This window comes from Rhodococcus sp. IEGM 1406 (assembly GCF_030056745.1).
GTDB classification, from domain to species: domain Bacteria; phylum Actinomycetota; class Actinomycetes; order Mycobacteriales; family Mycobacteriaceae; genus Rhodococcus_F; species Rhodococcus_F erythropolis.
The window spans coordinates 21349-47485 of the sequence record NZ_JASHKO010000009.1 but is presented as its reverse complement, the minus strand read 5'-3'; the positions used below and the strand labels follow the sequence as shown (position 1 = coordinate 47485).

The following is a 26137-nucleotide window of genomic DNA, read 5'->3' as shown; positions in this document are numbered from 1 at the left end:
GTCAGGGTTTGACGGCGCTGAAAATTGCAGTGCCCGGAAAGAGTTGGCCGCGCAGGGGACTCCACTGTCCCCATTCGCGGTCCAACCACTCCGGCCATTCGGGCTCGATGATGTCGCGCACCTGAAGTCCGGCCGCGACGATCTCACGAACCCGGTCGCCGATGGTGCGGTGATGCTCGACGTAGGTGGGGACTCCGTTGTCATCGACCTCGACATACGGGGTGCGGTCGAAGTAGGGGAGGGTCGCGGTCAAGCCCTTCGGCCCGGGATCGTCGGGGAAGATCCATCGGATCGGATGGTTGACGGCAAAGACCCACGATCCGCCGGGACGCAGAACCCGGGCGACTTCGTTCATCACTCGCTGCGAATCGGCAACGAACGGGACGGCGCCGAACGCGGAACAGACGATGTCGAAACTCTCGTCGGCAAACGGCAGGAGTTCCGCACTTGCCTGAATCAACGGGACTGCCGGTCCGCCGGCATTCATCGCGTCCTGCCCGCGGGCGAGCATCCCCATCGAGATGTCGAGACCGACGGCCCGAGCACCGTGTCCGGCGAGCCATCGGGCACACGGCGCCGAGCCGCAACCCACTTCCAATATGTCTTTGTCGACTATGTCGCCGAGTAAGTGGTGATCGCCCTCGTGCAGCCCTTCGGGGCACCAGACGAATTCACCTTCCGCGCTGTTCACGCCCAGAAACTCGCCGTGGGTTCGGTGGTAATCGTCGGCGTCGGCGTCCCACCACGCACGGCTGGCACGGTCGCTGGCACTGGAATCGACACGGACCCGGCCGACACCGCTGGTGCCGAGAATGGAATTGGCGGCGGCATGGCGCTCGTCAGACATGTACAACACAGTAGAACGGGTGATGCGGGCGCAGGGTACCCGGGTTTGCCCGGCAAGATAGCCGACGCGTAGTCTTACTCACGCGAGTGTCTGTCATCCGACCGATTGTCTATACGGGATCTTTACCAAGGTCTCGGAATCAGTTGGACCGAGGGAGCTCGCGGTGCGCTTCCGCGGTGTGGAATGTGATCCGGTATTCGGTTGTTCGTTATTGATGCAGCTGGGTACTTCGATCTAGTACTTCACAAAAGTACTTCCAACATTTGTACGCCACAGTTGCGCATCTCGTCCGACAAAATCCATCAACCGACCACAACTCGTCCGGAGCAATTCAACATATGCCCTCCACAACCGTCACCTCGCCGCAGGTTGCCATTAACGACATTGGCTCCGCCGAGGACTTCCTCGCCGCCATCGATGCCACGATCAAGTACTTCAACGATGGTGACATCGTCGAAGGAACCATCGTCAAGGTCGACCGCGACGAGGTTCTGCTCGACATCGGTTACAAGACCGAAGGCGTCATCCCTTCTCGTGAGCTCTCCATCAAGCACGACGTCGACCCCAACGAGGTCGTCTCCGTGGGAGATGCGGTCGAGGCTCTCGTCCTCACCAAGGAGGACAAAGAAGGTCGACTGATCCTGTCGAAGAAGCGCGCTCAGTACGAGCGTGCCTGGGGCACCATCGAGGAGCTCAAGGAGAAGGACGAGGCCGTCAAGGGCACCGTCATCGAGGTCGTCAAGGGCGGCCTCATCCTTGACATCGGTCTTCGTGGCTTCCTCCCCGCTTCGCTCGTCGAAATGCGTCGCGTCCGCGACCTCCAGCCGTACGTCGGCAAGGAGATCGAGGCCAAGATCATCGAGCTCGACAAGAACCGCAACAACGTGGTCCTGTCGCGCCGCGCATGGCTCGAGCAGACTCAGTCCGAGGTTCGCAGCGAATTCCTGCACCAGCTCCAGAAGGGCCAGGTCCGCAAGGGCGTCGTGTCCTCCATCGTCAACTTCGGTGCATTCGTGGACCTGGGCGGCGTAGACGGTCTGGTTCACGTTTCCGAGCTGTCTTGGAAGCACATCGATCACCCGTCCGAGGTTGTCGAGGTCGGCACCGAGGTCACCGTCGAGGTTCTCGACGTCGACCTGGACCGCGAGCGCGTCTCCCTGTCGCTCAAGGCAACGCAGGAAGATCCGTGGCGTCAGTTCGCCCGCACGCACGCCATCGGCCAGATCGTGCCCGGCAAGGTCACGAAGCTGGTTCCGTTCGGTGCATTCGTGCGCGTCGAAGAGGGAATCGAAGGCCTCGTTCACATCTCGGAGCTCGCTGAGCGCCACGTCGAGGTTCCGGACCAGGTTGTCGGCGTCGGCGACGATGCACTCGTCAAGGTCATCGACATCGACCTCGAGCGTCGTCGTATCTCGCTGTCGCTGAAGCAGGCCAACGAGGATTACAACGCCGAGTTCGATCCGTCCAAGTACGGCATGGCCGACTCGTACGACGAGCAGGGCAACTACATCTTCCCCGAGGGCTTCGATCCCGAGACCAACGAATGGCTCGAGGGCTTCGACAAGCAGCGCGAAGAGTGGGAGAACCGCTACGCCGAGGCTGAGCGTCGCCACAAGATGCACACCACTCAGATGGAGAAGACCGCTGCAGACGAGGCCGCTGAGGCTGCCACCGCTGCTGCCGGCTACTCCTCGGAGACGGCTGCTGCAGACGATGCTGAGGCTCCGGCTGCTGCCGGCTCCGCTCCGGCAGAGTCCGCTGGCGGATCGCTTGCCAGCGATGCGCAGCTCGCCGCACTTCGCGAGAAGCTGTCGGGCAACGCATAAGGATTACCGCTTGATCTGATCAAGCGAGATCTTTGAAGAACCCCGCCCCTGCACTTGCAGGGGCGGGGTTCTTTTCTCGGTCAGGTACCACTGGCGCGCGAAGAACTCAGTGAGTGAACACAGAAATGACCGGCACCGTAAAGTTGCCGGTCATTTTGTACTTCGTGAAAAAACTCAGTTTGCGGGAGCAGGCACCCAGTAGGTGGCGGTCGCTTCGGCTGTGCGCTTACGCATCGATGCGAAGCTGTGTCGGCCTTGGCTCACGAGCATCGTGAACCACGTACGACGGTGCTCTGCCAGGGCAAAAGCAACTTCGGGAAACTCTATGCAGTGCACGCCGTTCGGCATTCCGAGGCGGTGCTGACCGTGATGGTCGCGATCTGCTCGCATGGCGTCCACTTTCTCGAGAAGGTGCAGGTACAGGTGCGTTCGCTAGAACATAACCGCACGGTCACCGAAATTGTGGTATTTGAGCCTCGAACGCCTCGGCGTGTTCGATCGGTAGGCGTGTCTCAATCTCTCGGGCGCGGAGATGAGAGACTGTCGAGTGTGTTGAGAGTAGGCCTCACTGGAGGCATCGGAGCCGGTAAGTCGACAGTGTCGAAAATCCTCAGCGAACTGGGAGCCGTCATCGTCGACGCCGACCTGATCGCCCGAGAAGTGGTCGAGCCCGGTACTCCTGGCCTGGCCGCTCTGGTCGATGCATTCGGCGACGGGATTCTGTCCGAGGACGGCAGCCTCAACCGCCCCGCGCTGGCCTCGTTGGCGTTTGCCGACGACACGTCACGCGGAACTCTCAATGGCATCCTCCATCCACTTATCGGTGCGCGGACGATGGAGCAGATCTCGTCTGCGCCGTCGGATGCAGTGCTCGTTCAAGACATTCCGCTGTTGGTCGAGGGTTCGATGGCGCCGGCGTTCAACCTGGTCGTCATCGTCTACGTCGACGAGGAGGAACGAGTTCGACGCTTGGTGGGCTCACGCGGTATGCCGGAATCCGACGCTCGTGCGCGCATCGCAGCGCAGGCACATGACGATCAGCGTCGTGCGGTTGCCGACGTGTGGCTCGACAACAGCGGAGAGCCGGGTTCACTCGACGACGTGGTCCGCGACCTGTGGGCGAATCGCCTTGTACCTTTCGAGAAGAATCTCCGCGAGCGCACGGTAGTACGTGCACTGCCGGAGCTGGCTCCAGCTGACCCGTCGTGGCCGGCACAGGCCGAACGGATCATCGGCCGGTTGTCGCTGGCGTCCGGCGACCGCGCGCGCCGTATCGATCACATCGGATCGACCGCGGTGCCTGGTCTCGATGCCAAGGACGTGATCGACATTCAGATCACTGTCGAGCACCTCGGCGTTGCCGACGACCTCGCGGAAGATCTGGCCGCTGCCGGGTTCCCCCGGATCGAGCACATCGCCGCCGACGACCCGAAACCGTCGTACCTCGGTGGTGAAACCGATCCGGCGGTGTGGGCAAAGCGGATTCACGGCAGTGCCGATCCAGGGCGCCGCGCGAATATTCACATTCGGGTGGACGGTTGGCCCGGTCAGCAGTTCGCGATCCTCTTCCGCGACTGGCTTCGCGCCGATGCGTCGGCGCGTGCCGAGTATGCCGAACTCAAGGTCAAGGCAGCCGAGAGTGCCGCAGGCATCGACGACTACGCCGCTGCGATCGACGCCTACCTGGGAGTCAAGACGCCGTGGTTCGACGCCGCTTTCCACCGGGCGTGGGAGTGGGCCGAGAAATCAGGCTGGTCCCTCTAACCGCTCAGCGCCACGTGACCGGCATGCCCACCGAGGTGAGCCAGGCGTCGAGATCGTGACCGTGGGCGGCGATGCCGTCGATAGCGCGGGCCGCGTTCAGCATCGCGCGCTCTGACGTCTTCGGGTCGAGAATCCCGGCGGTGTTCGCCTCGAGCAATTCGTCGACGTCGAGCAATTCGACGCTGCGTCCGGTCTGCACGATCAGGTCGAGGTAGTGGTCCTCGGATCTCCAGACCTGCTCACCGCGGGTGAAGTCGCCGATGTCGACATAGAAATCCCAGTCTCGGACATGTTCCGGGGTGAAGTGCAGGATCGACGCCCGAATTCCGAGTTCGGGAATGATCCAGGACTCCAGGTAGTGAAACCGGGGATGGTCGGCGTGGCGCGCCATGTACAGCCCCCACGGTTCTTCGCGGTAGTGCTCGACCGGGCGAACGAAACCCTTGGGATCGACGTTGGTGCGAGCTGCGATGTCGAAGGTTTCGACCTTCGGCCGGTGAATGTGGGGACGTTCCTCGCTCATGGTCGAAGAACCTACCGCCGAACTGCATTTTCGGCTGAACGCGGACGAGCAGGCATTGTGTCGGTGGGTGCGCCTACCCTGGTTTCATGGCGTTTGCTTCCGAACATCCCGTGGTCGCGCATTCCGAGTTTCGGCCGGTTGGTGACATCGAGCGCTCAGACGCGCGCTTCGAGGTCGTCAGCCCGTACGAACCGGCAGGCGATCAGCCGGCAGCTATCGCCGAGCTTGAAAAACGGATCAATGAGGGAGAGAAGGACGTTGTCCTCCTCGGTGCGACCGGTACCGGTAAGTCCGCGACAACAGCGTGGTTGATCGAAAAGCTGCAGCGCCCGGCTTTGGTGATGGCTCCGAACAAGACCTTGGCGGCTCAGCTCGCGAACGAGCTTCGGGAAATGCTTCCCAACAACGCGGTCGAGTACTTCGTCTCGTACTACGACTACTACCAACCCGAGGCGTACATCGCCCAGACGGACACTTACATCGAGAAGGATTCGTCGGTCAATGACGACGTCGAGCGGCTTCGCCACTCGGCAACGTCCAGCCTTCTGTCACGACGGGATGTGGTCGTGGTGGCCTCGGTGTCGTGCATCTACGGCCTCGGTACACCGCAGTCGTATCTCGATCGCTCGATTCAGCTCGACGTCGGTGTCGAGGTACCGCGCGACGCGTTCCTCCGTCTGCTCGTCGACGTTCAGTACAACCGCAACGACATGGCGTTCACGCGAGGTTCGTTCCGCGTGCGCGGCGACACGGTCGAGATCATTCCTTCCTACGAAGAGCTGGCGGTCCGCATCGAATTCTTCGGTGACGAGATCGAGGCGCTGTACTACCTACATCCACTGACCGGGGACATCGTTCGCCAGGTCGACACGGTTCGCATCTTCCCGGCGACGCACTACGTCGCCGGCCCTGAACGCATGGAGCGTGCGGCCAAGGACATCGAGGCGGAACTGGAAGAGCGGCTCGCGGAACTCGAGGGCAAGGGCAAGCTTCTCGAAGCTCAGCGTCTGCGCATGCGAACGCAGTACGACCTAGAGATGATCAAGCAGGTCGGATTCTGCTCCGGCATCGAGAACTACTCGCGCCACATCGACGGCCGTGGCCCCGGAACTGCCCCCGCAACTTTGATCGACTATTTCCCCGAAGATTTCCTACTGGTCATCGACGAGTCACATGTGACCGTTCCGCAGATCGGCGCCATGTACGAGGGCGATATGTCGCGCAAGCGCAACCTGGTCGAATTCGGATTCCGGCTACCGTCGGCAACCGATAACCGCCCTCTGACTTGGGAAGAATTCAGTAAGCGGATCGGTCAGACCGTCTACCTGTCGGCGACGCCCGGTAAGTACGAGTTGGGTCAGTCCGGCGGTGAGTTCGTCGAGCAGGTGATTCGCCCGACCGGATTGATCGATCCCGAGGTCATCGTCAAACCCACCAAGGGGCAGATCGACGATCTCGTTCACGAGATCCGTGAGCGTGCCGAACGTGACGAGCGCGTGCTGGTCACGACGTTGACCAAGAAGATGTCGGAAGACCTGACCGACTACCTTCTCGAACTCGGAATTCGCGTCCGGTATCTGCACTCGGATATCGATACGCTCCGGCGAGTCGAGCTGCTCCGGCAGCTCCGCCTGGGCGAGTACGACGTGTTGGTCGGCATCAACCTCCTGCGTGAGGGACTCGACCTCCCCGAGGTGTCGCTGGTCGCGATCCTCGATGCCGACAAGGAAGGCTTCCTCCGTAGCTCCACCAGCCTTATTCAGACGATTGGTCGAGCGGCTCGAAATGTGTCCGGTCAAGTGCACATGTATGCGGACAAGATCACCGCATCCATGGCGCAGGCCATCGAGGAAACCGAGCGGCGACGCGAGAAGCAGGTCGCCTACAACGAGAAGATGGGCGTCGACCCACAACCGCTACGCAAGAAGATCGCGGACATTCTCGATCAGGTGTACGAGGAGGCAGAGGACACTGCGGCGTCCGTGGACGTCGGTGGTTCGGGTCGCAATGCGACGCGTGGTCGGCGTGCGCAGGGTGAGGCCGGTCGTGCGGTCAGTGCGGGTGTGTACGAGGGGCGCGACACCAAATCGATGCCTCGGGCCGAATTGGCAGATCTGGTCAAGGAACTCACCGACCAGATGATGAACGCTGCACGCGATCTTCAGTTCGAGTTGGCTGGGCGATTGCGAGACGAAATCTCGGATTTGAAGAAGGAGCTCCGAGGGATGGACGCCGCGGGTCTCAAGTAGGTCGCCTCGCGTGGGTTCGTGCTATCGACCGCTACGGTTTCAGGTATGGATGCACAGACTGCAGGCAAGACCGCGCGGACTCTCGAACTTCTCCACTCGTTGGCGTACTTCGTCCCGGAGACGGAGAAGGAGCTTGTCGGCGTCGGGTTGGAGCCCGGCCGAATGGTGTACTTCGCGGGGCGATCAGCACCGCTCGGCGCTCCACCCGCGACTGTCGTCACGGCCACCTTCTTCAACTTCAATCCCGAACTGATCGCCAGCGTCATCCCACGTGCCTGGGAATTGGCAAAGCCCACAGAGGTTGTCGCCGCGCGGTATCGGGCAATTGACGCGGCGTACGTCCGCCTGTTCGGTGCGGACGTGACAGGATCGGCGGACATGGCCGAGGCCGCCGAACTCGTGTCGATCGCGGCTCAGAACATCCCCGGAGTGGACGGCCGCCCCCTGTATGCGGGTTGGGCGTCGCTCGACTGGCCGACCGAACCGCACCTGCGTTTCTGGCACGCGCTGACACTGCTGCGTGAGTATCGCGGCGACGGCCACATTGCGGCTCTTCAGACCGCGGGATTGAACGGCCTGGACGCGTTGATCACGCACACCGCGACGGGAATCGGGTTTCAGCGCAAGTTCGCGCAGACTCGCCGCGGATGGTCGCAGGAACAGTGGGACGAGGCCGTCGAGAGTTTGAAGGACCGCGAACTGCTGGATCGTTCGTCGGGTGCACTGACCGAGGACGGGCAGGAACTGCGTGACGTCGTCGAAGACCTGACGGACGACCTCGCTTTGGCTCCGTGGGATGCGCTGGGTGAGGAGGGTGCCAAGCGGTTGCTGGAATTGGCGACGCCGTGGCGTACCGCCCTGGTCGAGCAGGAAGTTTTTCCGGCGGCGCTGTTCGGGCCCCGCTTCGGCAAACTTCGCTGAGTGGTCACCGCCGCACAAATGTGTCTGTGACGAAGAATCACATTCATTGTGGGCTTGTGGCGTGTACTGCAAATAACACTATCCGCGGCACAATCCCGCTAATGTCAGCGCAGCGGTTGTCGAGCGGGCGCAACAGCGTTGCGCCCGGTGCCGGCCGTACCGTCCGTCCCGTAACCATGGAGGAATGAATGAGTGCCTACCGGACCGTTGTCGTAGGAACCGATGGCTCCGAGTCGTCACTGAAGGCAGTCGACAGAGCTGCCGCCATTGCCAGTGGCTCGGACGCTCAGCTCGTCATCGCGTGTGCGTACTACCCGGCTGATCCCAAGGACGTGAGCGCTGCCGCTGATGCGTTGGGTAACGAGGCCTACCAGGTCACCGGTTCCGCTCCGACCTACGAGATCCTTCGCACCGCTCGTGAGCGCGCACATGCCCAGGGTGCCAAGGATGTTGTCGAGCGCGCTATCGTCGGCGCTCCCGTCGAATCGCTTCTCGCTTTGCTCGACGAGGTCAAGGGCGACTTGCTGGTCGTCGGAAATCGCGGATTGAACACACTGACCGGGCGTCTGCTCGGATCGGTGCCTTCCGATGCGGCGCGCAAGGCGACATCCGATGTCCTGATCGTGCACACCGTTCGCTGACCTACCGGCAGTAGTCGGCCTCGGCCGCATCGACGAACACTTCAGCCAGCTGATCGGCGCTGGGGGGCGTTGTCGATGCGGCCGAGTCGTTTCCGGTGGTGACCATCGGTTCGCTCGCGCCGTTCAGCGATACCGTCCGCAGATTCGCGATGATCATCGCTCGATCCGTGCCGGCCGCGAGCTGCTGGCAGACACCGTCACCGAGCGCCTGCAACATGTCGTCGGAAAAGGCTGGCTTGACCCCGGTAGATGCAAGCGCCGCCCGCAGCCGTTCTGCATCGTCTACCGGTTTTTCGGTCGGTGCGGCAGCAACGGCAGCGATGTCGTCGCTGCCTGCAGCAGCCGTTGAACTCGAATCATCCTCTGAACAACCGGCTGTCACCGCCGCAAGCATCCCGACACCGATCACCACGCGAGCGATCTTGCGGAAGGGTGCGGCGGAACTTGCGGGCAGGCCAAGCACGAGGGGTCATTCCTTCAGTCGTCGACACAAATTGGGGTGACACCACGATTCGTGGTGTCACGCACGAACCTACTCCGTGAGGCTCACGAATCGAAGGCCAACTCTGCTGCCGCGACGCCGTCGAGAACCGCGGGGAGCGACTCGACGTGAATGATGCCGAGCCTCTGGGTGGCTCGGGTCAACGCGACGTAGAGGTCGTTCATTCCGCGTGGTGACTCGTCGAGAATGTCGGCAGGTTCGACGATCAACACGGTGTCGAACTCGAGTCCCTTGACGTCCTTGACCGACAGGACACTTACGGTCTCACTCGCAATGCCCGCCAGATCGGCAACGACCTCGGAACCGGCGATCACTGCGGTGATACCGGGATGCGACTCGGACTCGATGCAACGGCGCACGGTCGATTCCAATTCTTCGGCAGTGGTCTTGAGTGCCCACGGCGCGAATCCGCTGTCGCGTACCGACCGGGGCACGGATTGCTCCGGGTCGATCTCTTCGAGCACACGGTGCGCGACATCCATGATCTCCGAGGGAGTTCGGTAGTTGACGGTCAGTTCGGTGAGCTTCCAGCGCTTGGCGACGTAAGGCTCGAGAATCTTCTGCCAGGACGAGGTTCCCGCGGGATCACCGGTCTGAGCTGTATCGCCGACCAACGTCATCCAGCGATTCGGTATGCGCCGCATCAGCATTCGCCACGCCATTTCGGAGAGCTCTTGGGCTTCGTCGACGATCACGTGACCGTAGGTCCAGGTTCGGTCGCCGGCAGCGCGTTCTGCCGTGGTCTGGCGCTGGCCCTGATCGTGGCGCTGGGCGAGTTGGCTGGCGTCGATCAAGTCGTACGCCATCAAGATCTCGGGGTCCATCTCGTCTTCGAGATCCTGTGGTGCAGAGCCGGTGAGGATGTCGAGGGCGCCCTGGGCGTCGGCGATCTGCGCGCGCCATTCACGTTGTGCGCGTTCGCGTTCGGCGGCATCGTCGACTCCGAGGATCTCGGCCAGTTCATCGAGGAGGGGAGCGTCTGCCGCACTGAAACCCGGTCCGACGCTCTGCAGAAGCTCGTCGCGTTGGGCGTCGTCGAGTTGCGGCGCTGCCTTGGCCAACCTCGCCGGAGAGGTCCACAGTTCCGCGAGGATTTGCTGCGGCGACAATTCAGGCCACAGCTTTCCGATGGCGGACATGATGTCCGCGTCCTCACGCATCTCGTCGCGAATGTCGGCGATGTCGTCCCGACTGAGGAGTGAGCCGCCGTCCACGAGGTTGCCGCCGATGAGTTCGGCCATCTGCAGTGCCAACGCCTCGATGACTGCTGCCACGAAGATCGGGCGCGCCAGGTTGTGTGGGCGACGCGACGACCGAGCACGTCCGCGAGCCTTCGTGACAGTCTTGCGATCCAGCTTCAAGTCGTACGTGTCGAATCGAAGGGTGATCGGCTTCGACGGGACTTCCTGCCGATCCCGGACGGCGTTCTTGAGTACGTCGAGGATCGCGAGGGAACCCTTGATCTCACCGGCGGCGAGGGAATCCGTACGAGTCGCACGCACTCCGGGGTACAGGTCCCCGATCGTCGAGAGCAGAACTCCGGTCTCACCGAGTGAAGGAAGGACCTGGCTGATGTAGTCGAGGAACGTCGCGTTCGGCCCGATGATGAGAACACCGGCCTTGGCCAGTTGCTGGCGGTAGGTGTAGAGCAGGAACGCGGCACGGTGAAGGGCGACTGCGGTTTTGCCGGTACCCGGACCGCCCTGGACCACCAGAACGCTTTTGTGCTCGGAGCGGATGATGGCATCCTGCTCACTCTGAATGGTCTCGACGATGTCGTTCATCTGACCCGTACGCGCTGCGTTCAGAGCGTCCAGGAGTGCGCTCTCACCGGCGACGCCGCCGGCTTCGGTCACCACGCCGGCGGCTCGGGCAGCGTCGAGGTCCAGGTATTCGTCGTTGATTCCGGTGACTGTTCGGCTCCGACTGCGGATATGGCGTCGTCGCTTGACGCCCTCAGGTGCCGCGGGCGTCGCCAGATAGAACGGGCGTGCCATCGGAGCTCGCCAGTCGAGCAGTAGCGTTTCGTAGTCGTTGTCGGTGTCCAGAATTCCGAGTCGGCCGACGTAGCGTCGCTCGTCGTCGAAGTCGATGCGTCCGAAACACATTCCGTTCTCGGCTGCGTCGTACTTGGCGAGATCCTCGGTGTACATGGCATTGAAGGATTCGCGTTCACTGCGTGCTTGCGGGGTTCCGCCGGTCTCGAGGAGGACCGTGCTCAAGCGAGTTTGGGCATACTTTCGAAGATCGTCGAGACGGGAGTACAACATCGTCACGTACTGCTGCTCGAGCTCTTGCTCGTTCAGTGACGGGTCCGCGTCGGGCAAAGGATCTCCTAGGCTTGATGAGAAATTCACGCGCTGCAAAAGCGCCAAGACAGTCTAGTTCCCCCAGATGAACTGCCGCATAGATACAGGTCAGGCCACCCGAAGGTGGCCTGACCGTGTTTTTCGGTGCACTCAGTGCGTCAATTCGTCCTTCTTGGCGCGAGCCTTTTCGAGCGCCTTCTCGGCGCGCTTTCGGGCACGCTTACCCAGCACCTCGGTCTGCTCCGACGCCGTTTCGGCCCACTCGTTGCTCTTTTCGAGCGCGAGTTCGGCGAACTCGGAGCTGCGCTTGCTCGCCAGCTCTGCCAGTTCGGCGCTGCGCTCACGTGCGGTCTCGGCCAGTTCGGAGCCGCGCTTCTGCGCGACTTCGAGGATGTCCGGGCCGCGTTCTTTGGCGACCTCTCCGAATTCAGCGGCACGCTTGCTCGCGATCTCCGCGAACTCGGAGCTGCGCTCCTTGGCAAGTTCGAGCCAATCCGTGCCGTGCGCCTTCGCGGTTTCGGCAAGTTCGGAACCGCGTTCGGAAGCCACCGACAGAGCGTGTTCGACGCGATCGCTCGTGTGATCGGTCTGCGATGCGACCAACGGAAGTGCCGCGGCTATAGACGCCTGAGCCTTCTTCGCGGCGCGGCGGCCACGCCAGCCGAGCGACGGCTTGCCCTCGGTGTCGACGGACGCGATCATCAGTCCGCCGAGCAGGCTGACGTTCTTGATGAAGTTGGTTCGCTGCATCGCTCGCAGTGACGGATCGGTTTCGTTCCAGAAGTCGTGACCGGCAAGCGTGGTCGGTACCAGGCTCCCCGCGAGGACCAACGACGCGAGACGCGGCGCCTTGCCGGTGGCCAGCAGGGCGCCGCCACCGATCTGGACGGCTGCGTTGATCTTGACGAGTGTTTCCGGATCAGCAGGCACCTTCTGCGTCACTGCTCCTGGCAGCGTCTCGACGGATTTGTCGATCAGCGGTGACGCTTTGGCTGCTCGCTGAGTGGGGTTGCGCAAAGCATCGATTCCCCCGGCGATGAAGATCGTGGAAAGCAGTGGACGAGCAATTCGACGTACCAGCATGTTTCAAGCCTCCCGATGTAGGTTCGTTTTCCACCCTAGCGATCTCACAAGGAATTGGTCCGGTTCGGCGATCCCGCGACGCCTGACCCGGTTGACGGATTCCTGGTCGCCGAAGCGCGCTGTACTGCGTCGATGACTTCTCCACCGATCCGGACACACCGTTCTGAAGTATCCGTTACCGCGTATCCGCATACGGCGTGTTCGAAGGTGTCACACAATGCGCACCGTTCGAGCACGATGGTGTTGTGACCACCAAGATGACTCAGAACTTCGGCTCGACCCTTCCTGCCGGCTGGGGACAGCTGTCGGATGAGGAGAACGAGAGAAACTGGGCGATCTTTCGTGTGCGCTTTGGGTTCACTCCCGGCATCGACGCACGATCTTGGCCCGCCATCGCCGAGCCCATCCCGTCCGTGGTCTTCGATTTGGGTGCGGTGCCAGCTGCGACTCCAGGGGCGTGGGCCGCTCGCGTGGATGCGATAAACGCCGAAGCGTTGCGCTGTTTTGTCACCGATTGGAACGACGATCCCAACTTCGTCGTTCTGGATTGGCAGCATCCGGGCTACACCTTCGACGCGGAGGCGCATGCTGCCGCGAAAGAGTTGGCGGAGTGGCGTGTCCCGATCTATCCGAACGGCGACTACTACATATTCAGTCGTGACGACTTCACGGAAGGGACCTTCGGCCATCCGTGGGAACGCACGCTGTGTGTGTTCGGGGAACGGATGGTCGAAGGACTCGGCCGGACTCTGTCGACCTGGCTTCCGTGACTTCGCGTCGACGGTGAACAGGTCGACGATGAACAGGTCGATAGTCAGGAAGTCGGCTAGCAGGGTCCAGTACGGAGCAAGCGGAACGTCACCAACCGCGCTCGCGCCATTCCGCCAAGTGTGGGCGCTCGGTACCCAGCGTCGTGTCCTTGCCGTGCCCGGGGTAGACCACAGTCGCGTCGTCGTACCTTCCGAACAGCTTGTTTCCCACGTCGTCGAGCAGGGAAGTGAACTTCTCGGGGTCGGCGGTCTTTCCGACGCCTCCGGGGAAGAGTGAGTCGCCGGTGAAGAGGTGAACCTGCCCATTCGGTTCGGTCAGAGCCAACGCAATGGAACCGGGCGTGTGGCCGGACAGGTGAATGACGTCGAGGCTCAGATTGCCAACTGTCACCTTGTCGCCGTCTTCGAGGAGTACGTCCGGGGTGACGGGAAGGACCTCCGCGTCGAGAGGATGAGCCGCGGTCGGCACCTTGGTGGCAGCGTGGACGTCCTGCAGAGCCAACCAGTGATCACCGTGTTGGTGGGTGGTGACGATGGAATCGAAAACAGGTGCTTCCTGTTCGATGAGCGCAATGATCTTCTCGGCCTCGTTGGCCGCATCGATCAGGAGAGATTTCCCGGTCGCGGAACAGACGACGAGGTAAGTGTTGTTGTCCATGGGGCCGACCGACATCTTCGTGATGACGGCACCGTCGACTGTGCGCCGCTGAGGGGCAGAATCGGGGGAGACCTGACCGGTGTAGGAGTCGTCGATCACGATGGGCTGATTCGTCATGAAACGCAGGCTACCTTCGAATAGGGGCAGGTAGAGCGATGGGCTCGCCTGGTGAGATAAACGTGTCGGTGGCTCGGCCTACGATGACGATCGCTCGAGGACTCGCGTTTGCGAGGCTACTCGAGACTTCTCCGGGGGGACGGCCCCGGACGATTGACGATGAAGGGAATTGGTGTGGCGGATCGCCTGATCGTGCGGGGTGCGCGTGAGCACAATCTGCGAGGAGTCGATCTCGACCTCCCGCGAGACAGCCTGATCGTCTTCACCGGGTTGTCCGGCTCCGGCAAGTCCAGCCTCGCGTTCGACACGATCTTCGCCGAAGGGCAGCGCCGTTACGTCGAGTCACTCTCGGCATACGCGCGTCAGTTCCTCGGTCAGATGGACAAGCCCGATGTCGATTTCATCGAGGGATTGTCGCCGGCGGTGTCCATCGACCAGAAGTCGACCAACCGCAACCCCCGTTCGACGGTGGGCACCATCACCGAGGTGTACGACTACCTCCGACTCCTCTACGCCCGCGCAGGTTCGGCGCACTGCCCGGTGTGTGGTGAGAAGATCGCACGTCAGACGCCTCAGCAGATCGTCGACCAGGTGCTCGAGATGGAGGAGGGCATCAAGTTCCAGGTCCTCGCACCAGTGGTCCGTACTCGTAAGGGCGAGTTCGTCGATCTCTTCGATCAGCTCAACACCCAGGGCTACTCGCGCGTGCGCGTCGACGGAGTCGTCCATTCGCTGGCCGATCCGCCGAAGCTCAAGAAGCAGGAAAAGCACGACATCGAAGTAGTGGTCGACCGATTGCAGGTCAAGGCGAGCTCGAAGCAGCGCCTGACCGACTCGGTCGAGACCGCACTTCGATTGGCCGAAGGCATCGTGGTCCTCGACTTCGTCGACCGTGAAGAAAATGCACCTGATCGTGAGCGTCGTTTCTCCGAGAAGCTGGCCTGCCCGAACGGCCACGCACTCGCGATCGACGATCTCGAACCGCGCTCGTTCTCCTTCAACTCGCCCTACGGCGCCTGCCCGGAATGCACCGGCCTCGGTATCCGCAAGGAGGTCGACCCGGATCTGGTGGTTCCGGACCCTGATCTGAGCCTCGAAGACGGTGCAATCGCACCGTGGTCGATGGGCCAGAGTTCCGAGTACTTCGGACGCCTGCTGTCCGGCCTCGGCGACATTCTCGGATTCGACATGAAGACGCCGTGGAACAAGTTGCCGGCGAAGGCCCGCAAAGCAATCCTCGAAGGCAGTGAGGAGCAGGTTCACGTCCGGTACAAGAATCGGTACGGCCGTACCCGTTCTTACTACGCGGAGTTCGAAGGTGTGATGCCGTTCTTGCACCGCCGGCTCGAACAGACCGAATCCGATCAGATGAAGGAACGCTACGACGGGTACATGCGCGACACCCCGTGCCCGGCGTGTGGTGGTGCTCGCCTGCGCCCCGAAATCCTGTCGGTAACTATCGCGGCGGGAGACTTCGGCAGTAAGTCCATCGCCGAGGTCTGTGAACTGTCGATCTCCGATTGCGCGGATTTCCTGAACAGCCTCACTCTCGGTTCGCGTGAAGAGGCCATCGCGGGTCAGGTCCTCAAGGAAGTTCAGGCGCGCCTCGGCTTCCTGCTCGACGTCGGCCTGGAATACCTTTCCCTCTCGCGAGCCGCGGGCACGTTGTCCGGTGGCGAAGCCCAGCGAATTCGCTTGGCAACGCAGATCGGATCCGGACTCGTCGGTGTGTTGTACGTGCTCGACGAGCCGTCCATCGGCCTGCACCAGCGTGACAACCGGCGACTGATCGAAACCCTGACGCGCCTGCGCGACCTCGGCAACACGCTGATCGTCGTCGAACACGACGAAGACACGATCCGTACATCCGACTGGGTGGTCGACATCGGACCGTACGCCGGCGAGCACGGCGGCAAGGTCGTCCACAGCGGACCGTACGAAGAACTGCTGACGTGTGAAGAGTCTTTGACCGGGGCCTACCTGTCGGGTCGCAGCTTCATCGAGGTTCCGGCCATTCGTCGGCCGGTGGATCGCAAACGCCAGGTCACGGTCGTCGGAGCTCGCGAGCACAATCTCGACGGCATCGACGTGAGTTTCCCGCTGGGTGTTCTCACCGCTGTCACCGGCGTCTCCGGTTCGGGCAAGTCGACGTTGGTCAACGACATTCTCGCGACGGTCATGGCGAACAAGCTCAACGGCGCACGCCAGGTGCCTGGCCGTCATACACGAATCAACGGTCTCGATCAGCTGGACAAGCTCGTGCAGGTCGATCAGTCTCCGATCGGCCGGACTCCGCGATCGAATGCGGCGACGTACACCGGTGTGTTCGACAAGATTCGAACCCTGTTCGCGGCCACCACGGAAGCGAAAGTCCGCGGTTACCAGCCCGGCCGATTCTCGTTCAATGTCAAGGGCGGACGCTGCGAAGCGTGCTCCGGCGACGGAACCTTGAAGATCGAGATGAACTTCCTGCCGGACGTGTACGTGCCCTGCGAGGTATGCCACGGCGCTCGGTACAACCGCGAAACGCTCGAGGTCCACTACAAGGGCAAGTCGATCGCCGAGGTACTCGACATGCCCATCGAGGAAGCAGCCGAGTTCTTCCAGCCGGTGACCTCTATTCACCGGTACCTCAAGACGCTGGTCGACGTCGGACTGGGCTATGTCCGACTGGGTCAGCCGGCTCCGACCCTGTCCGGTGGTGAGGCGCAGCGCGTCAAGCTGGCCGCCGAGTTGCAGAAGCGGTCCACCGGTCGCACGGTGTACATCCTCGACGAGCCCACCACGGGTCTGCATTTCGAGGACATCCGAAAGCTCCTGATCGTGATCAACGGTCTGGTCGACAAGGGCAACAGCGTGATCGTGATCGAGCACAACCTCGACGTGATCAAGACGTCGGACTGGGTCGTCGACATGGGGCCCGAAGGTGGATCCGGCGGCGGAACCGTTGTGGCGCAAGGTACCCCGGAGGACGTTGCCGCGGTCCCCGAGAGCTACACGGGCAAGTTCCTCAGTGAGGTTCTCACCGCACAGCACGCGCCCGTCAAGGCCAAGCCGATCACCAAGAAGCGTGCGACGAAGGCAGTTGCCGCAAAGAAGGCGGCGCCACGGAAGAAAGCTGCTTCCGTGAGCTAGTAGAAGGTGAGCAAGTAGCAGTCGGTCAGTGATGCCGGGTCGGAATCCGATCCGGCATCACTGCTTTGTCGATCAGGAAGCGGCGGCCTCGAGGATCACCTGGGCGACGTCTTCGGGGCGCGACCACATCGGCCAATGGCCGGTCGGGAGGTCGACGTACGTCACGGGGAGTTTCGCCAGTTCGGCGGCCATCGGATGACCTCCGTCGGCCATCTGGGCAATCACCGCGGACGGGAACGTGCTGCAAACGACGGTTGACGGCACCTGGTAGCGCTTTTCGTTCGTCAGGACAATCGGCTCACGCGCCGGCCCGGCCGGTTCGGGGACGGCGTTGGCGCGAAACGCCTCGAGAGCGTTCTCGTCGAGTCCTTCGAGGCTGCTGCCGTCTGCTTCAAGTTCTGCCCACGTCGGCAGCGGTATCTCGACGACGTCAGCGGCCAGATCCGGTCGCAGCGCCGCGCCGTCGGGCATGGGGCCTGAATCGACGTAGACGATCCGCGCGACCCGATCCGGGATGCGATCGGTTACCGCGTATCCCACCGGGCCGGCGCCGCTGTGTACGACCAGGACCGTACGTTCGTCTGAATCCGATACAGCGTCGATGACTGCGCGGACGTGGGCGTCGAAGGTGATCGCTGATCGATCTGCATCGACGGCGTCGAGTCCGGGCAGCGTCAGGCTGGTCACGCGGGTGGTGTCGGAGCGCTCGAGGTGGGGGAGGACTGCGTCCCAAGCCCATGAGCCGAGCCAGAATCCGGGAACAAGAACGATGTGAGTTTTCATGCACTCACTGTGCAATCAGGTTGGTGACAACAGAGTGTCACCAATTATGTCACTGTTTGGTATCGAAATCTGCGACACTGGTGAACGTGAATCGAGCTGCGAGATTGCACGCTCTCGTCGAAGAGCTTCGGCGACAGGGCGATCGAGGGGCTACGTGTTCCCGATTGTCCGAGGAATTCGGTGTCACCACCCGGACGATCAAGCGGGATATCGAGACTCTGATGATGTCGGGCGCGGCGATCGAGGCGCGCTCGGGCCCCGGGGGTGGATACCGACTCGTAGGTCGCGCCACGCTACCGCCGGTCAATTTCACTGTTCCGCAAGCAGTTTCAATCGCGTTGGCCTTGACGGCGGCCGGTGACGCCCCGTTTGCGCCGGACGGACGAGCAGCTCTGGCGAAACTGCTCGACGTGATGGACGAGGAGAGTCGTCGTAAGGTCGCCGAACTCGGTGGCCGTGTGTGGATTCGCGGCGACGGCGGGGTAGTAGCGGATTCGCGCACGAACCGGCGGGCCGTCGAGCAGGGGCTCGAACAGAGTCGCGTCGTGTCGTTGCACTACGTGGACGGGGACGGTGCGGAGACGGTGCGGGCGGTTGAGCCGCACATTCTGGCGCAGGACCGTGGGCAGTGGTTTCTCATCGGCTGGTGTCGCCAGCGCGACGCGGTGCGGTGGTTTCGACTCGATCGAATGCGGCGTGCCACGCTGACGAACGATCACTTCACACCACGGGATTCGACCCTGTTCGGCCAACCGCCCGAAGACGCTCGGCCTGTAGCCCCACGAAGGTGACCTGTTCAGTCGATCATGTTGCGGGCTGCGGCAACGGAATCCGTGATCAGTTCGGTCAGGACTGCCATGTCGACGTCGCTCAGCCGTTTGACGTACAGGCAGCCCTTGCCGATCTTGTGCTTGCCGAGGCGCGCCAGTGTGTCGGTGTAGTCGTCGAAGTTCAGCGACAAGTACAACGTGAGCGCGGTGGCCCTGGGGGAGAACCCGATCAGTGGGGTGTCACCTTCGTGGCCGCTCGCATACCGGTAGTGCCGTGCCCCGAATCCGATGATGCTCGACCCCCACATCACGGCAGGCTCGCCGGTCGCGGCCGACAGCAAGGAGATCAACTCCACGCTGTCGGCACGCTTGCGGTCGTCGACGCGTGAAATGAATGCGTCGACGTCCTCGGGCGTCGGTTGAGTCTTGTTGGCGGTTGCCAACTCAGTAGACCGGACCGGTGAACTTCTCGCCCGGTCCCTTTCCTGGCTCGTCCGGGTGCGAGGAGGCCTCACGGAATGCGCGCTGCAGGGCTTGAAGGCCTTCACGGATGGGTCCGGCGTGGGGGCCGAGGTATTCGACCGACGCAGTCACGAGTCCGGCAAGCGCCGTGATGACTCGACGAGCTTCGTCGAGGTCCAGATATGGACTGGAAGACGGATCGGCGTCGGAGAGGCCGAGTTTTTCGGCAGCCGAACTCATCAGCATCACTGCGGCGCGGCTGATGACCTCGACCGCGGGAACTTCGGAGAGTTCGCGGACGTCGGGGTTCGCGCCGTCGGTGTTCTGATCTGCCTCGAAGTTCTCACTCATGGTTGTAAGGATTCCATCAGGCTGTGGTCGTGTTGAATCGGGCCTCTCCCGGCAGCACTGGGAGCGGCACCGATTTCTTTCATCTGTGGCGACCTGTTACTCTTGTTGCAACGACCGCCTCCGACTTGTTCGGGGGCAGCAAGTGGAGTCCGACTCCCACCTCTGCGCGGCAGGTAAAACTGCGGTTCAGTGGTTCCGGTCACCTGTTATCGGAGATCAATTCTTCGTCAGGTTCCTCGCTCAGTCGAGGAGATAGGTTTCGGCGTGAGCTGGATCTTATGTGATCGGTCGACATCGGGCCCCGCGGATGAGCAATCATCACAGCGGGGCTTTTTTGTTGGGGTGCGGGCGGTACGGGCTGCGTGCGGTCATGAAGACCGCACCGTTCAACCTAGGAGGCCCCATCAGCACTGAGACCCGCATCAACGATCGTATCCGCGTTCCCGAGGTTCGTTTGGTCGGACCTGGCGGGGAACAGGTAGGCATCGTGCGTGTTGAAGATGCACTCCGCTTGGCCCTTGAGGCCGACCTCGACCTGGTCGAGGTAGCTCCTGATGCCCGTCCACCGGTCTGCAAGATCATGGACTACGGCAAGTTCAAGTACGAGGCTGCACAGAAGGCACGTGAGTCACGTAAGAACCAGCAGCTGACGGTCATCAAGGAGCAGAAGCTCCGACCCAAGATCGACGACCACGACTACGAGACCAAGAAGCGCAACGTCGTTCGCTTCCTCGAAGCCGGTTCCAAGGTCAAGGTCACGATCATGTTCCGCGGACGTGAGCAGTCACGCCCCGAACTCGGCTACCGCCTTCTGCAGCGTCTGGGAGCAGACGTCGCAGATCTCGGATTCGTCGAAACCTCGGCAAAGCAGGACGGCCGAAACATGACGATGGTCCTGGCACCGCACAAGGGCGCCAAGACTCGCGTCAAGGCGCAGGAGAGCGCTCAGGCGCCAGTGGCTCAGGCTGCTCCGCGTCCGGCTCCGGCCGCACCGGCTTCCAGTGAAGCAGCTCCGGAAGCACCGGCGACCGGCGATGCCGCTCCCGAGGCTCCGGCCAGCTAGTCGATTTCCCAAGATCCACCACGTAACAAGAACTGAGGACTCCATGCCCAAGATGAAGAGCCACAGCGGCGCCTCGAAGCGATTCAAGGTGTCCGGCAGCGGAAAGCTCATGCGCCAGAAGGCCGGCCGTCGCCACCTTCTCGAGCACAAGTCCAGCAGGGTTACCCGTCGTCTCGACGGTGTCGCTGTTGTCAGCCCTGACGACGCTCCGCGCATCAAGCGCATGCTCGGCATCTGAGTCGCCCCCTTACTGACCACCCGGGGCCGTACTTTCAGCCCCTAGATTGACAGGATTTTTCAAGTGGCACGCGTAAAGAGGGCGGTCAACGCCCAGAAGAAGCGTCGTTCAATTCTTGCTGCATCCAGCGGCTACCGTGGACAGCGTTCGCGTCTGTACACCAAGGCCAAGGAGCAGCAGCTCCACTCGCTCACCTACGCGTACCGCGACCGTCGTGCGCGCAAGGGCGAGTTCCGTAAGCTGTGGATCACGCGTATCAACGCTGCAGCTCGCGCAAACGACATCACGTACAACCGCCTCATCCAGGGCCTGCGTCTGGCAGAGGTCGAGGTCGACCGCAAGATCCTGGCCGAGCTCGCTGTCTCCGATGCCGAGGCCTTTGCCGGCCTGGTCGCACTCGCGAAGGCCGCTCTGCCGGCTGACGTGAACGCTCCTGCCGGAGAAGCAGCCTGATTCACGCATCACAGCAACGGCCCGTGGACCCGCTCACCGAGCGGACTCCGCGGGTCGTTTCTGCTGTCAAGCTCCTGCGCACAGCAGAACGACGCAAAGCAGGACGTTTCCTCGTCGAGGGCGAGAACTCGGTCACCGAACTGTTGAACGGTGCACTCTCGAACGGCGAGGCCCGCCCGGTACACGACCTCTTCTACACCGAGGACGCAGCCGAGCGCTATCAGCACGTCATCGATCGGGCGCTGACCGCTGGAGTTCGTGTTGCTCTTGTGACCGATCGAGCAATCAAAGCTCTGAGCGATACCGTCACGCCGCCCGGTCTCGTTGCCGTCAGCGATCTACTGGATGTACCGCTGAGCGCAGCCGTCCATCAGGAGACCCGCCTGCTCGCAGTGCCGGTCGAGGTCAACGAACCAGGTAACGCGGGCACCGTCATTCGCATCGCCGACGCAGTGGGTGCCGATGCGGCAATCCTCGCCGGTGACAGCGTCGATCCGCACAACGGCAAGGTCGTTCGTTCGTCGGCGGGCAGCCTCTTTCACCTGCCAGTCGTCCGCGATCGAGACACGGTGTCGGTGATCGAGCAGATTCACGCAGCCGGCATTCAGATTCTCGCGACTGCAGCTGACGGCGAGGTCGATCTCGACGAGGCCGACGAGTTGCTGAGCAAGCCGACGGCCTGGCTGTTCGGTAACGAAGCTCACGGTCTCGATCCGGCGATCGCCGCACAGGCTGATCATCGGGTCAGGATTCCGATCCATGGCCGCGCCGAAAGCTTGAACCTCGCGACAGCGGCGGCAATTTGCCTGTACGCAAGCGCGCGGGTGCAAAATCGCGCCACCGATCACGGCTGAAAACGCACGCGAAGACCTCACGGAATCCCATTTGCGGAAGCCTGAGACAATACAAGAGCAGAGACAATGCTCGAGCGAGTTCGAATGCTCGCTCGCAGTACAAGAAGTAAGCAGTACAAGAAGCACGCAGTACGAGAAGTAAACCGAGAAGCGACAGGAGCGTCACAGCCGTGGCCAAAAATGAGGGCGCGACACCGCCGGAGGTCGACGCGAGTGTACTCACCGAAGAGGCGTTGACCGCTGCGGCTGAGAACGCCGAGAAGGCGCTGGCGGACGCCGCTGACCTGGACGCGCTGGCGCACGTCAAGGTGGAGCACCTGGGGGACAAGTCCCCGATCGCCCTCGCGCGCCGGGGACTCGGCAGCCTTCCGGGCAAGGAAAAGGCGGACGCCGGTAAGCGCGTCAACATCTTCCGCACTCGGATCAACAACGCGTACGACGCTCGTCGTGAGGTCCTCCTCGCCGAGCGTGACGCCGCGGTGTTGGTTGCCGAGGCGATCGACGTCACTCTGCCCTCCGATCGCCACCCCGTCGGGGCGCGTCACCCGATCAGCTTGATTTCCGAGCAGGTCGCCGACGTATTCGTCGCGATGGGTTGGGAAGTTGCCGAGGGCCCGGAGGTGGAGACCGAGCACTTCAACTTCGACGCACTCAACTTCTTGCCGGATCACCCTGCGCGCACGATGCAGGACACCTTCCACCTGGCACCCGAGAACTCTCGCCAGGTGCTGCGTACCCACACCTCGCCGGTGCAGGTCCGCACCATGCTCTCGCGTGAGGTGCCGATCTACGTGGTGTGCCCGGGCCGCACGTTCCGCACCGATGAACTCGATGCGACCCACACGCCTGTCTTCTCGCAGGTCGAAGGCCTGGCCGTCGACAAGGGCCTGACCATGGCCAACCTGCGCGGGACTCTCGACGCGTTCGCTCGTGCCCTTTTCGGCCCCGAGACGCGTACCCGTATGCGCCCCAACTACTTCCCGTTCACGGAACCGTCGGCCGAGGTCGACGTCTGGTTCGCGAACAAGAAGGGCGGCGCCGGCTGGGTCGAGTGGGGCGGCTGCGGCATGGTCAACCCGAACGTTCTGCGCGCCAGCGGTATCGATCCCGACGAGTACTCGGGTTTCGCATTCGGCATGGGCCTCGAGCGGACCCTGCAGTTCCGCAACGGTATCCCGGACATGCGCGACATCGTCGAAGGTGACGTGCGTTTCACGCTGCCCTTCGGTGTCGCAGGCTGACCGATCCGGTCCGCGGAACCTTCACAAAGACTTATCGACAAACGAGAGAGCTGAGCAGACGTGCGAGTAGCGCAATCCTGGCTGACCGAGATCCTGCAGCGGGCAACTCCGGACTGGGAGGTGACCCCGGAAGAGCTGGACGCCGGGTTCGTCCGGGTGGGACTCGAAGTCGAGGAACTCGACACACTCGAGGCGATCGACGGCCCGTTGGTCGTCGGCAAGGTCGTCTCCATCACCGAACTGACCGAGTTCAAGAAGCCGATCCGCTTCTGCCAGGTCGAGGTCGGCGAACCCGAGCCTCGCGGCATCGTCTGTGGCGCACGCAATTTCAACGAGGGTGACCTCGTCGTCGTTGCGCTGCCCGGCGCGGTGCTGCCCGGCGGATTCGAAATCGCCACTCGCAAGACGTACGGCCAGGTGTCCGACGGCATGATCTGCTCCGTCTCGGAACTCGGTATCGGCAAAGACCATTCGGGCATCTTGGTGCTCGAGCCTGGTACCGCCGAACCCGGCGCCGACGGCAACGAGTTGCTCGGTCTCGGTGACACGATCATCGAACTGAACATCACCCCGGACCGTGGCTACTGCTTCTCGGTCCGTGGTCTTACGCGAGAGCTCGCGTGCGGCTTCGATCTCGAATACGCCGATCCCGCTTCGGTTCCCGCGCACCCGGCTGAGGGTGAAGCCTGGCCGGTGCGCCTCGAACCGGAGTCCAAGGCTTCGCGTTTCGTGATGCGGAAGATCACGGGTATTGATCCGCAGGCAGTGAGCCCGTGGTGGCTGCAGCGTCGACTTCTGCTCTCGGGTGTTCGCCCGATCTCGCCGGCCGTCGACGTCACCAACTACGTGATGCTCGAACTCGGCCAACCTCTGCACGCGTTCGATGCGACCTCGGTGCAGGGCGACCTGGTGGTCCGTCGCGCCAAGGCGGGGGAGAAGCTGACGACGCTCGACGACGTCGAACGCACGCTCGATCCCGAAGACGTTGTCATCGCCGACGATTCCGGAGTCATCTCGCTGGCTGCCGTCATGGGCGGCGCAACCACCGAGGTGGGAACGGCAACGACGGACATCCTCCTCGAAGGAGCTACCTGGGATCCGCTCGCAGTCTTCAAGACGGCGCGCCGGCACAAGCTGCCGAGTGAGGCGAGCAAGCGTTTCGAGCGCGTCGTCGATCCGGCGATTCCGCTCGCGGCCGTCGACCGCGCAGCCGCTCTGCTGGTCGAGATTGCCGGCGGACGGATCGAACCGGTCCTGACCGACGTGGGCGATGTCGCCCCTCGCGCTGCCATTCGCATGGATATCGACCTGCCCGACCGTGTCGCCGGAGTCACGTACCCCAACGGCACCGCAGCTCGCCGCCTCACCCAGGTTGGCTGCAACGTCGAGGTCGGCGTCAGCGAAGAGGGACACGGCCAGTTGGTCGCGACTCCGCCGTCGTGGCGTCCGGACCTGGTGCAGCCTGCGGACCTCGTCGAGGAAGTTCTTCGCCTCGAAGGTCTCGAGCAGATCCCGTCTGTGCTTCCCGCCGCTCCGGCCGGACGCGGATTGACTCCGTCGCAGCGGCGTAAGCGCACGGTGTCGAAGGCCGTGGCTCACGCCGGTTACGTCGAGGTACTTCCTCCGGTCTTCCTGCCCACCAACGTCTTCGACGTCTGGGGCCTCGACGCGGATGATCCGCGCCGCAACACCAGCAAGGTCCTCAACCCGCTCGAAGCCGATCGTCCGGAGTTGGCGACCACGCTGCTCCCGGGTCTGCTGGAGATCCTGGCTCGCAACGCTTCTCGCGGTCAGCGTGATCTTTCGCTGTACGGCATCGCGCAGGTTGTCCTGCCGGGCCCCGATACCAAGCCGGTGGATGCATTGCCGGTGGATCGTCGCCCGACGGACGAGCAGATCGCGAACCTGATCGCGTCGTTGCCGGCTCAGCCCGTGCACATCGCTGCAGTGTTGAGTGGTTTGCGTGAGCCGAGCGGCCCCTGGGGTCCTGGCCGTCAGGCCGAGGCTTCGGACACTTTTGCAGCAGTGCGGGTCATTGCAGCTGCAGCAGGCGTCGAGGTGGAACTGCGTGCGGCGCAGTACCTGCCGTGGCATCCCGGCCGTTGCGCCGAGGTTGTCGTTGACGGCAACGTAGTCGGTCATGCGGGCGAACTGCATCCGGCTGTTCTCGAGCGTGCGGGATTGCCTGCGCGCACTTGTGCACTGGAGATCGACCTCGACGCTTTGCCGTTGGTCGAGAACCTGCCGGCGCCGCGCATTTCGCCCTTCCCCGCAGTGCTCCAGGACGTGGCGGTTGTTGTCGATCGCGATATTCCTGCGGCGAAGGTCCAGGAAGCTCTCCGTTCCGGCGGCGGCGAACTTCTCGAAGACATTCGCCTCTTCGACGTCTTCGAGGGCGAGCAGGTCGGTGAAGGCCGCAAGTCGCTCGCGTTCGCGTTGCGATTCCGTGGTGTCGACCGGACACTGACCGAGGACGAGGCAAGCGCGGCTCGCGATGCCGCGGTCGAGGCTGCCTCCAAGGCAGTCGGTGCGCAGATGCGCGGCTGATCTACTCAACTGATCACAGAGCCCACGTCC

24 protein-coding genes are annotated in these 26137 nt (G+C 62.7%); 14 read left to right on the top strand and 10 right to left on the bottom strand.

What is annotated here, in order from left to right; genetic code table 11:
• Position 1 precedes the first annotated feature (1 nt).
• Positions 2-847, bottom strand: coding sequence for a class I SAM-dependent methyltransferase (locus QM596_RS29110; protein WP_007728737.1), 846 nt, complete (start codon positions 845-847; stop codon positions 2-4).
• Positions 848-1185: 338 nt separating this feature from the next.
• Between QM596_RS29110 and rpsA the strand changes: the two genes are divergently transcribed.
• Positions 1186-2673, top strand: coding sequence for a 30S ribosomal protein S1 (rpsA, locus tag QM596_RS29105; RefSeq protein WP_019748632.1), 1488 nt, complete (start codon positions 1186-1188; stop codon positions 2671-2673).
• Positions 2674-2847: 174 nt separating this feature from the next.
• Here rpsA and QM596_RS29100 read toward each other — a convergent pair whose 3' ends face one another.
• Positions 2848-3063, bottom strand: coding sequence for a hypothetical protein (locus tag QM596_RS29100; RefSeq protein ID WP_003944056.1), 216 nt, complete (start codon positions 3061-3063; stop codon positions 2848-2850).
• Between the two features lie 159 nt (positions 3064-3222).
• Between QM596_RS29100 and coaE the strand changes: the two genes are divergently transcribed.
• Complete coding sequence (coaE, locus tag QM596_RS29095; protein ID WP_113684195.1) at positions 3223-4437, top strand: dephospho-CoA kinase; 1215 nt, start codon at positions 3223-3225, stop codon at positions 4435-4437.
• Between the two features lie 4 nt (positions 4438-4441).
• Here the strand turns inward: coaE and QM596_RS29090 are convergent, their stop codons facing one another.
• Positions 4442-4960, bottom strand: coding sequence for a ribonuclease FAU-1 family protein (locus tag QM596_RS29090; protein ID WP_283310571.1), 519 nt, complete (start codon positions 4958-4960; stop codon positions 4442-4444).
• Positions 4961-5046: 86 nt separating this feature from the next.
• Between QM596_RS29090 and uvrB the strand changes: the two genes are divergently transcribed.
• The 3 genes from uvrB to QM596_RS29075 all read left to right on the top strand — a co-directional run bounded on the left by uvrB (position 5047) and on the right by QM596_RS29075 (position 8771).
• Positions 5047-7209 (top strand): excinuclease ABC subunit UvrB, encoded by a 2163-nt coding sequence (gene uvrB, locus QM596_RS29085; RefSeq protein ID WP_019748629.1) that lies wholly within the window; start codon positions 5047-5049, stop codon positions 7207-7209.
• A gap of 45 nt (positions 7210-7254) precedes the next feature.
• Entirely contained in the window at positions 7255-8130 is an 876-nt protein-coding gene (locus tag QM596_RS29080) for an SCO6745 family protein (RefSeq protein WP_020969735.1), read from the top strand.
• Between the two features lie 188 nt (positions 8131-8318).
• Complete coding sequence (locus tag QM596_RS29075) at positions 8319-8771, top strand: universal stress protein (protein WP_019748627.1); 453 nt, start codon at positions 8319-8321, stop codon at positions 8769-8771.
• Position 8772: 1 nt separating this feature from the next.
• On the opposite strand, the gene QM596_RS29070 is transcribed toward QM596_RS29075, so the two are convergent.
• From QM596_RS29070 to QM596_RS29060, 3 genes are all read right to left on the bottom strand, one after another.
• Entirely contained in the window at positions 8773-9234 is a 462-nt protein-coding gene (locus QM596_RS29070; RefSeq protein ID WP_019748626.1) for a DUF732 domain-containing protein, read from the bottom strand.
• A gap of 83 nt (positions 9235-9317) precedes the next feature.
• Positions 9318-11600, bottom strand: coding sequence for a HelD family protein (locus QM596_RS29065; protein ID WP_020969733.1), 2283 nt, complete (start codon positions 11598-11600; stop codon positions 9318-9320).
• A gap of 132 nt (positions 11601-11732) precedes the next feature.
• Positions 11733-12665 carry a DoxX family protein gene (locus QM596_RS29060; protein WP_019748624.1) on the bottom strand — a complete coding sequence of 311 codons (933 nt, stop codon included), beginning with the start codon at positions 12663-12665 and terminating at the stop codon, positions 11733-11735.
• 245 nt (positions 12666-12910) lie between these two features.
• Here QM596_RS29060 and QM596_RS29055 point away from each other — a divergent pair, with 245 nt between their 5' ends.
• Positions 12911-13435 (top strand): DUF2716 domain-containing protein, encoded by a 525-nt coding sequence (locus QM596_RS29055; RefSeq protein ID WP_283310570.1) that lies wholly within the window; start codon positions 12911-12913, stop codon positions 13433-13435.
• A gap of 88 nt (positions 13436-13523) precedes the next feature.
• Here QM596_RS29055 and QM596_RS29050 read toward each other — a convergent pair whose 3' ends face one another.
• Positions 13524-14210: an MBL fold metallo-hydrolase gene (locus QM596_RS29050; protein WP_283310569.1), complete on the bottom strand. Its 687-nt coding sequence runs from the start codon at positions 14208-14210 to the stop codon at positions 13524-13526.
• Between the two features lie 174 nt (positions 14211-14384).
• Between QM596_RS29050 and uvrA the strand changes: the two genes are divergently transcribed.
• Positions 14385-17345 (top strand): excinuclease ABC subunit UvrA, encoded by a 2961-nt coding sequence (gene uvrA / locus QM596_RS29045; protein WP_024487477.1) that lies wholly within the window; start codon positions 14385-14387, stop codon positions 17343-17345.
• Between the two features lie 72 nt (positions 17346-17417).
• Here the strand turns inward: uvrA and QM596_RS29040 are convergent, their stop codons facing one another.
• Entirely contained in the window at positions 17418-18128 is a 711-nt protein-coding gene (locus QM596_RS29040) for an alpha/beta fold hydrolase (protein ID WP_283310568.1), read from the bottom strand.
• A gap of 80 nt (positions 18129-18208) precedes the next feature.
• Here QM596_RS29040 and QM596_RS29035 point away from each other — a divergent pair, with 80 nt between their 5' ends.
• Positions 18209-18919, top strand: a complete 711-nt coding sequence (locus QM596_RS29035) for a helix-turn-helix transcriptional regulator (protein ID WP_019748619.1) — start codon at positions 18209-18211, stop codon at positions 18917-18919.
• A 5-nt stretch (positions 18920-18924) separates the two neighbouring features.
• Here QM596_RS29035 and QM596_RS29030 read toward each other — a convergent pair whose 3' ends face one another.
• Positions 18925-19341, bottom strand: a complete 417-nt coding sequence (locus QM596_RS29030) for a DUF1801 domain-containing protein (RefSeq protein WP_283310567.1) — start codon at positions 19339-19341, stop codon at positions 18925-18927.
• Position 19342: 1 nt separating this feature from the next.
• A complete protein-coding gene (locus QM596_RS29025) occupies positions 19343-19711 on the bottom strand; it encodes a DUF1844 domain-containing protein (protein ID WP_020907885.1) in 369 nt (122 codons plus the stop codon).
• A 370-nt stretch (positions 19712-20081) separates the two neighbouring features.
• Between QM596_RS29025 and infC the strand changes: the two genes are divergently transcribed.
• The 6 genes from infC to pheT all read left to right on the top strand — a co-directional run bounded on the left by infC (position 20082) and on the right by pheT (position 26107).
• Entirely contained in the window at positions 20082-20774 is a 693-nt protein-coding gene (gene infC / locus QM596_RS29020) for a translation initiation factor IF-3 (protein WP_003944008.1), read from the top strand.
• A gap of 43 nt (positions 20775-20817) precedes the next feature.
• On the top strand, positions 20818-21012 hold the full coding sequence (rpmI, locus tag QM596_RS29015; protein WP_003944043.1) for a 50S ribosomal protein L35: 195 nt from the start codon (positions 20818-20820) through the stop codon (positions 21010-21012).
• A 63-nt stretch (positions 21013-21075) separates the two neighbouring features.
• Positions 21076-21465: a 50S ribosomal protein L20 gene (gene rplT, locus QM596_RS29010; RefSeq protein ID WP_019748616.1), complete on the top strand. Its 390-nt coding sequence runs from the start codon at positions 21076-21078 to the stop codon at positions 21463-21465.
• A 23-nt stretch (positions 21466-21488) separates the two neighbouring features.
• Positions 21489-22319, top strand: coding sequence for a TrmH family RNA methyltransferase (locus QM596_RS29005; RefSeq protein WP_020969726.1), 831 nt, complete (start codon positions 21489-21491; stop codon positions 22317-22319).
• A 170-nt stretch (positions 22320-22489) separates the two neighbouring features.
• Positions 22490-23560 (top strand): phenylalanine--tRNA ligase subunit alpha, encoded by a 1071-nt coding sequence (gene pheS / locus QM596_RS29000; protein WP_003944109.1) that lies wholly within the window; start codon positions 22490-22492, stop codon positions 23558-23560.
• 60 nt (positions 23561-23620) lie between these two features.
• Positions 23621-26107, top strand: a complete 2487-nt coding sequence (gene pheT / locus QM596_RS28995; protein ID WP_019748615.1) for a phenylalanine--tRNA ligase subunit beta — start codon at positions 23621-23623, stop codon at positions 26105-26107.
• Positions 26108-26137: the final 30 nt, after the last annotated feature.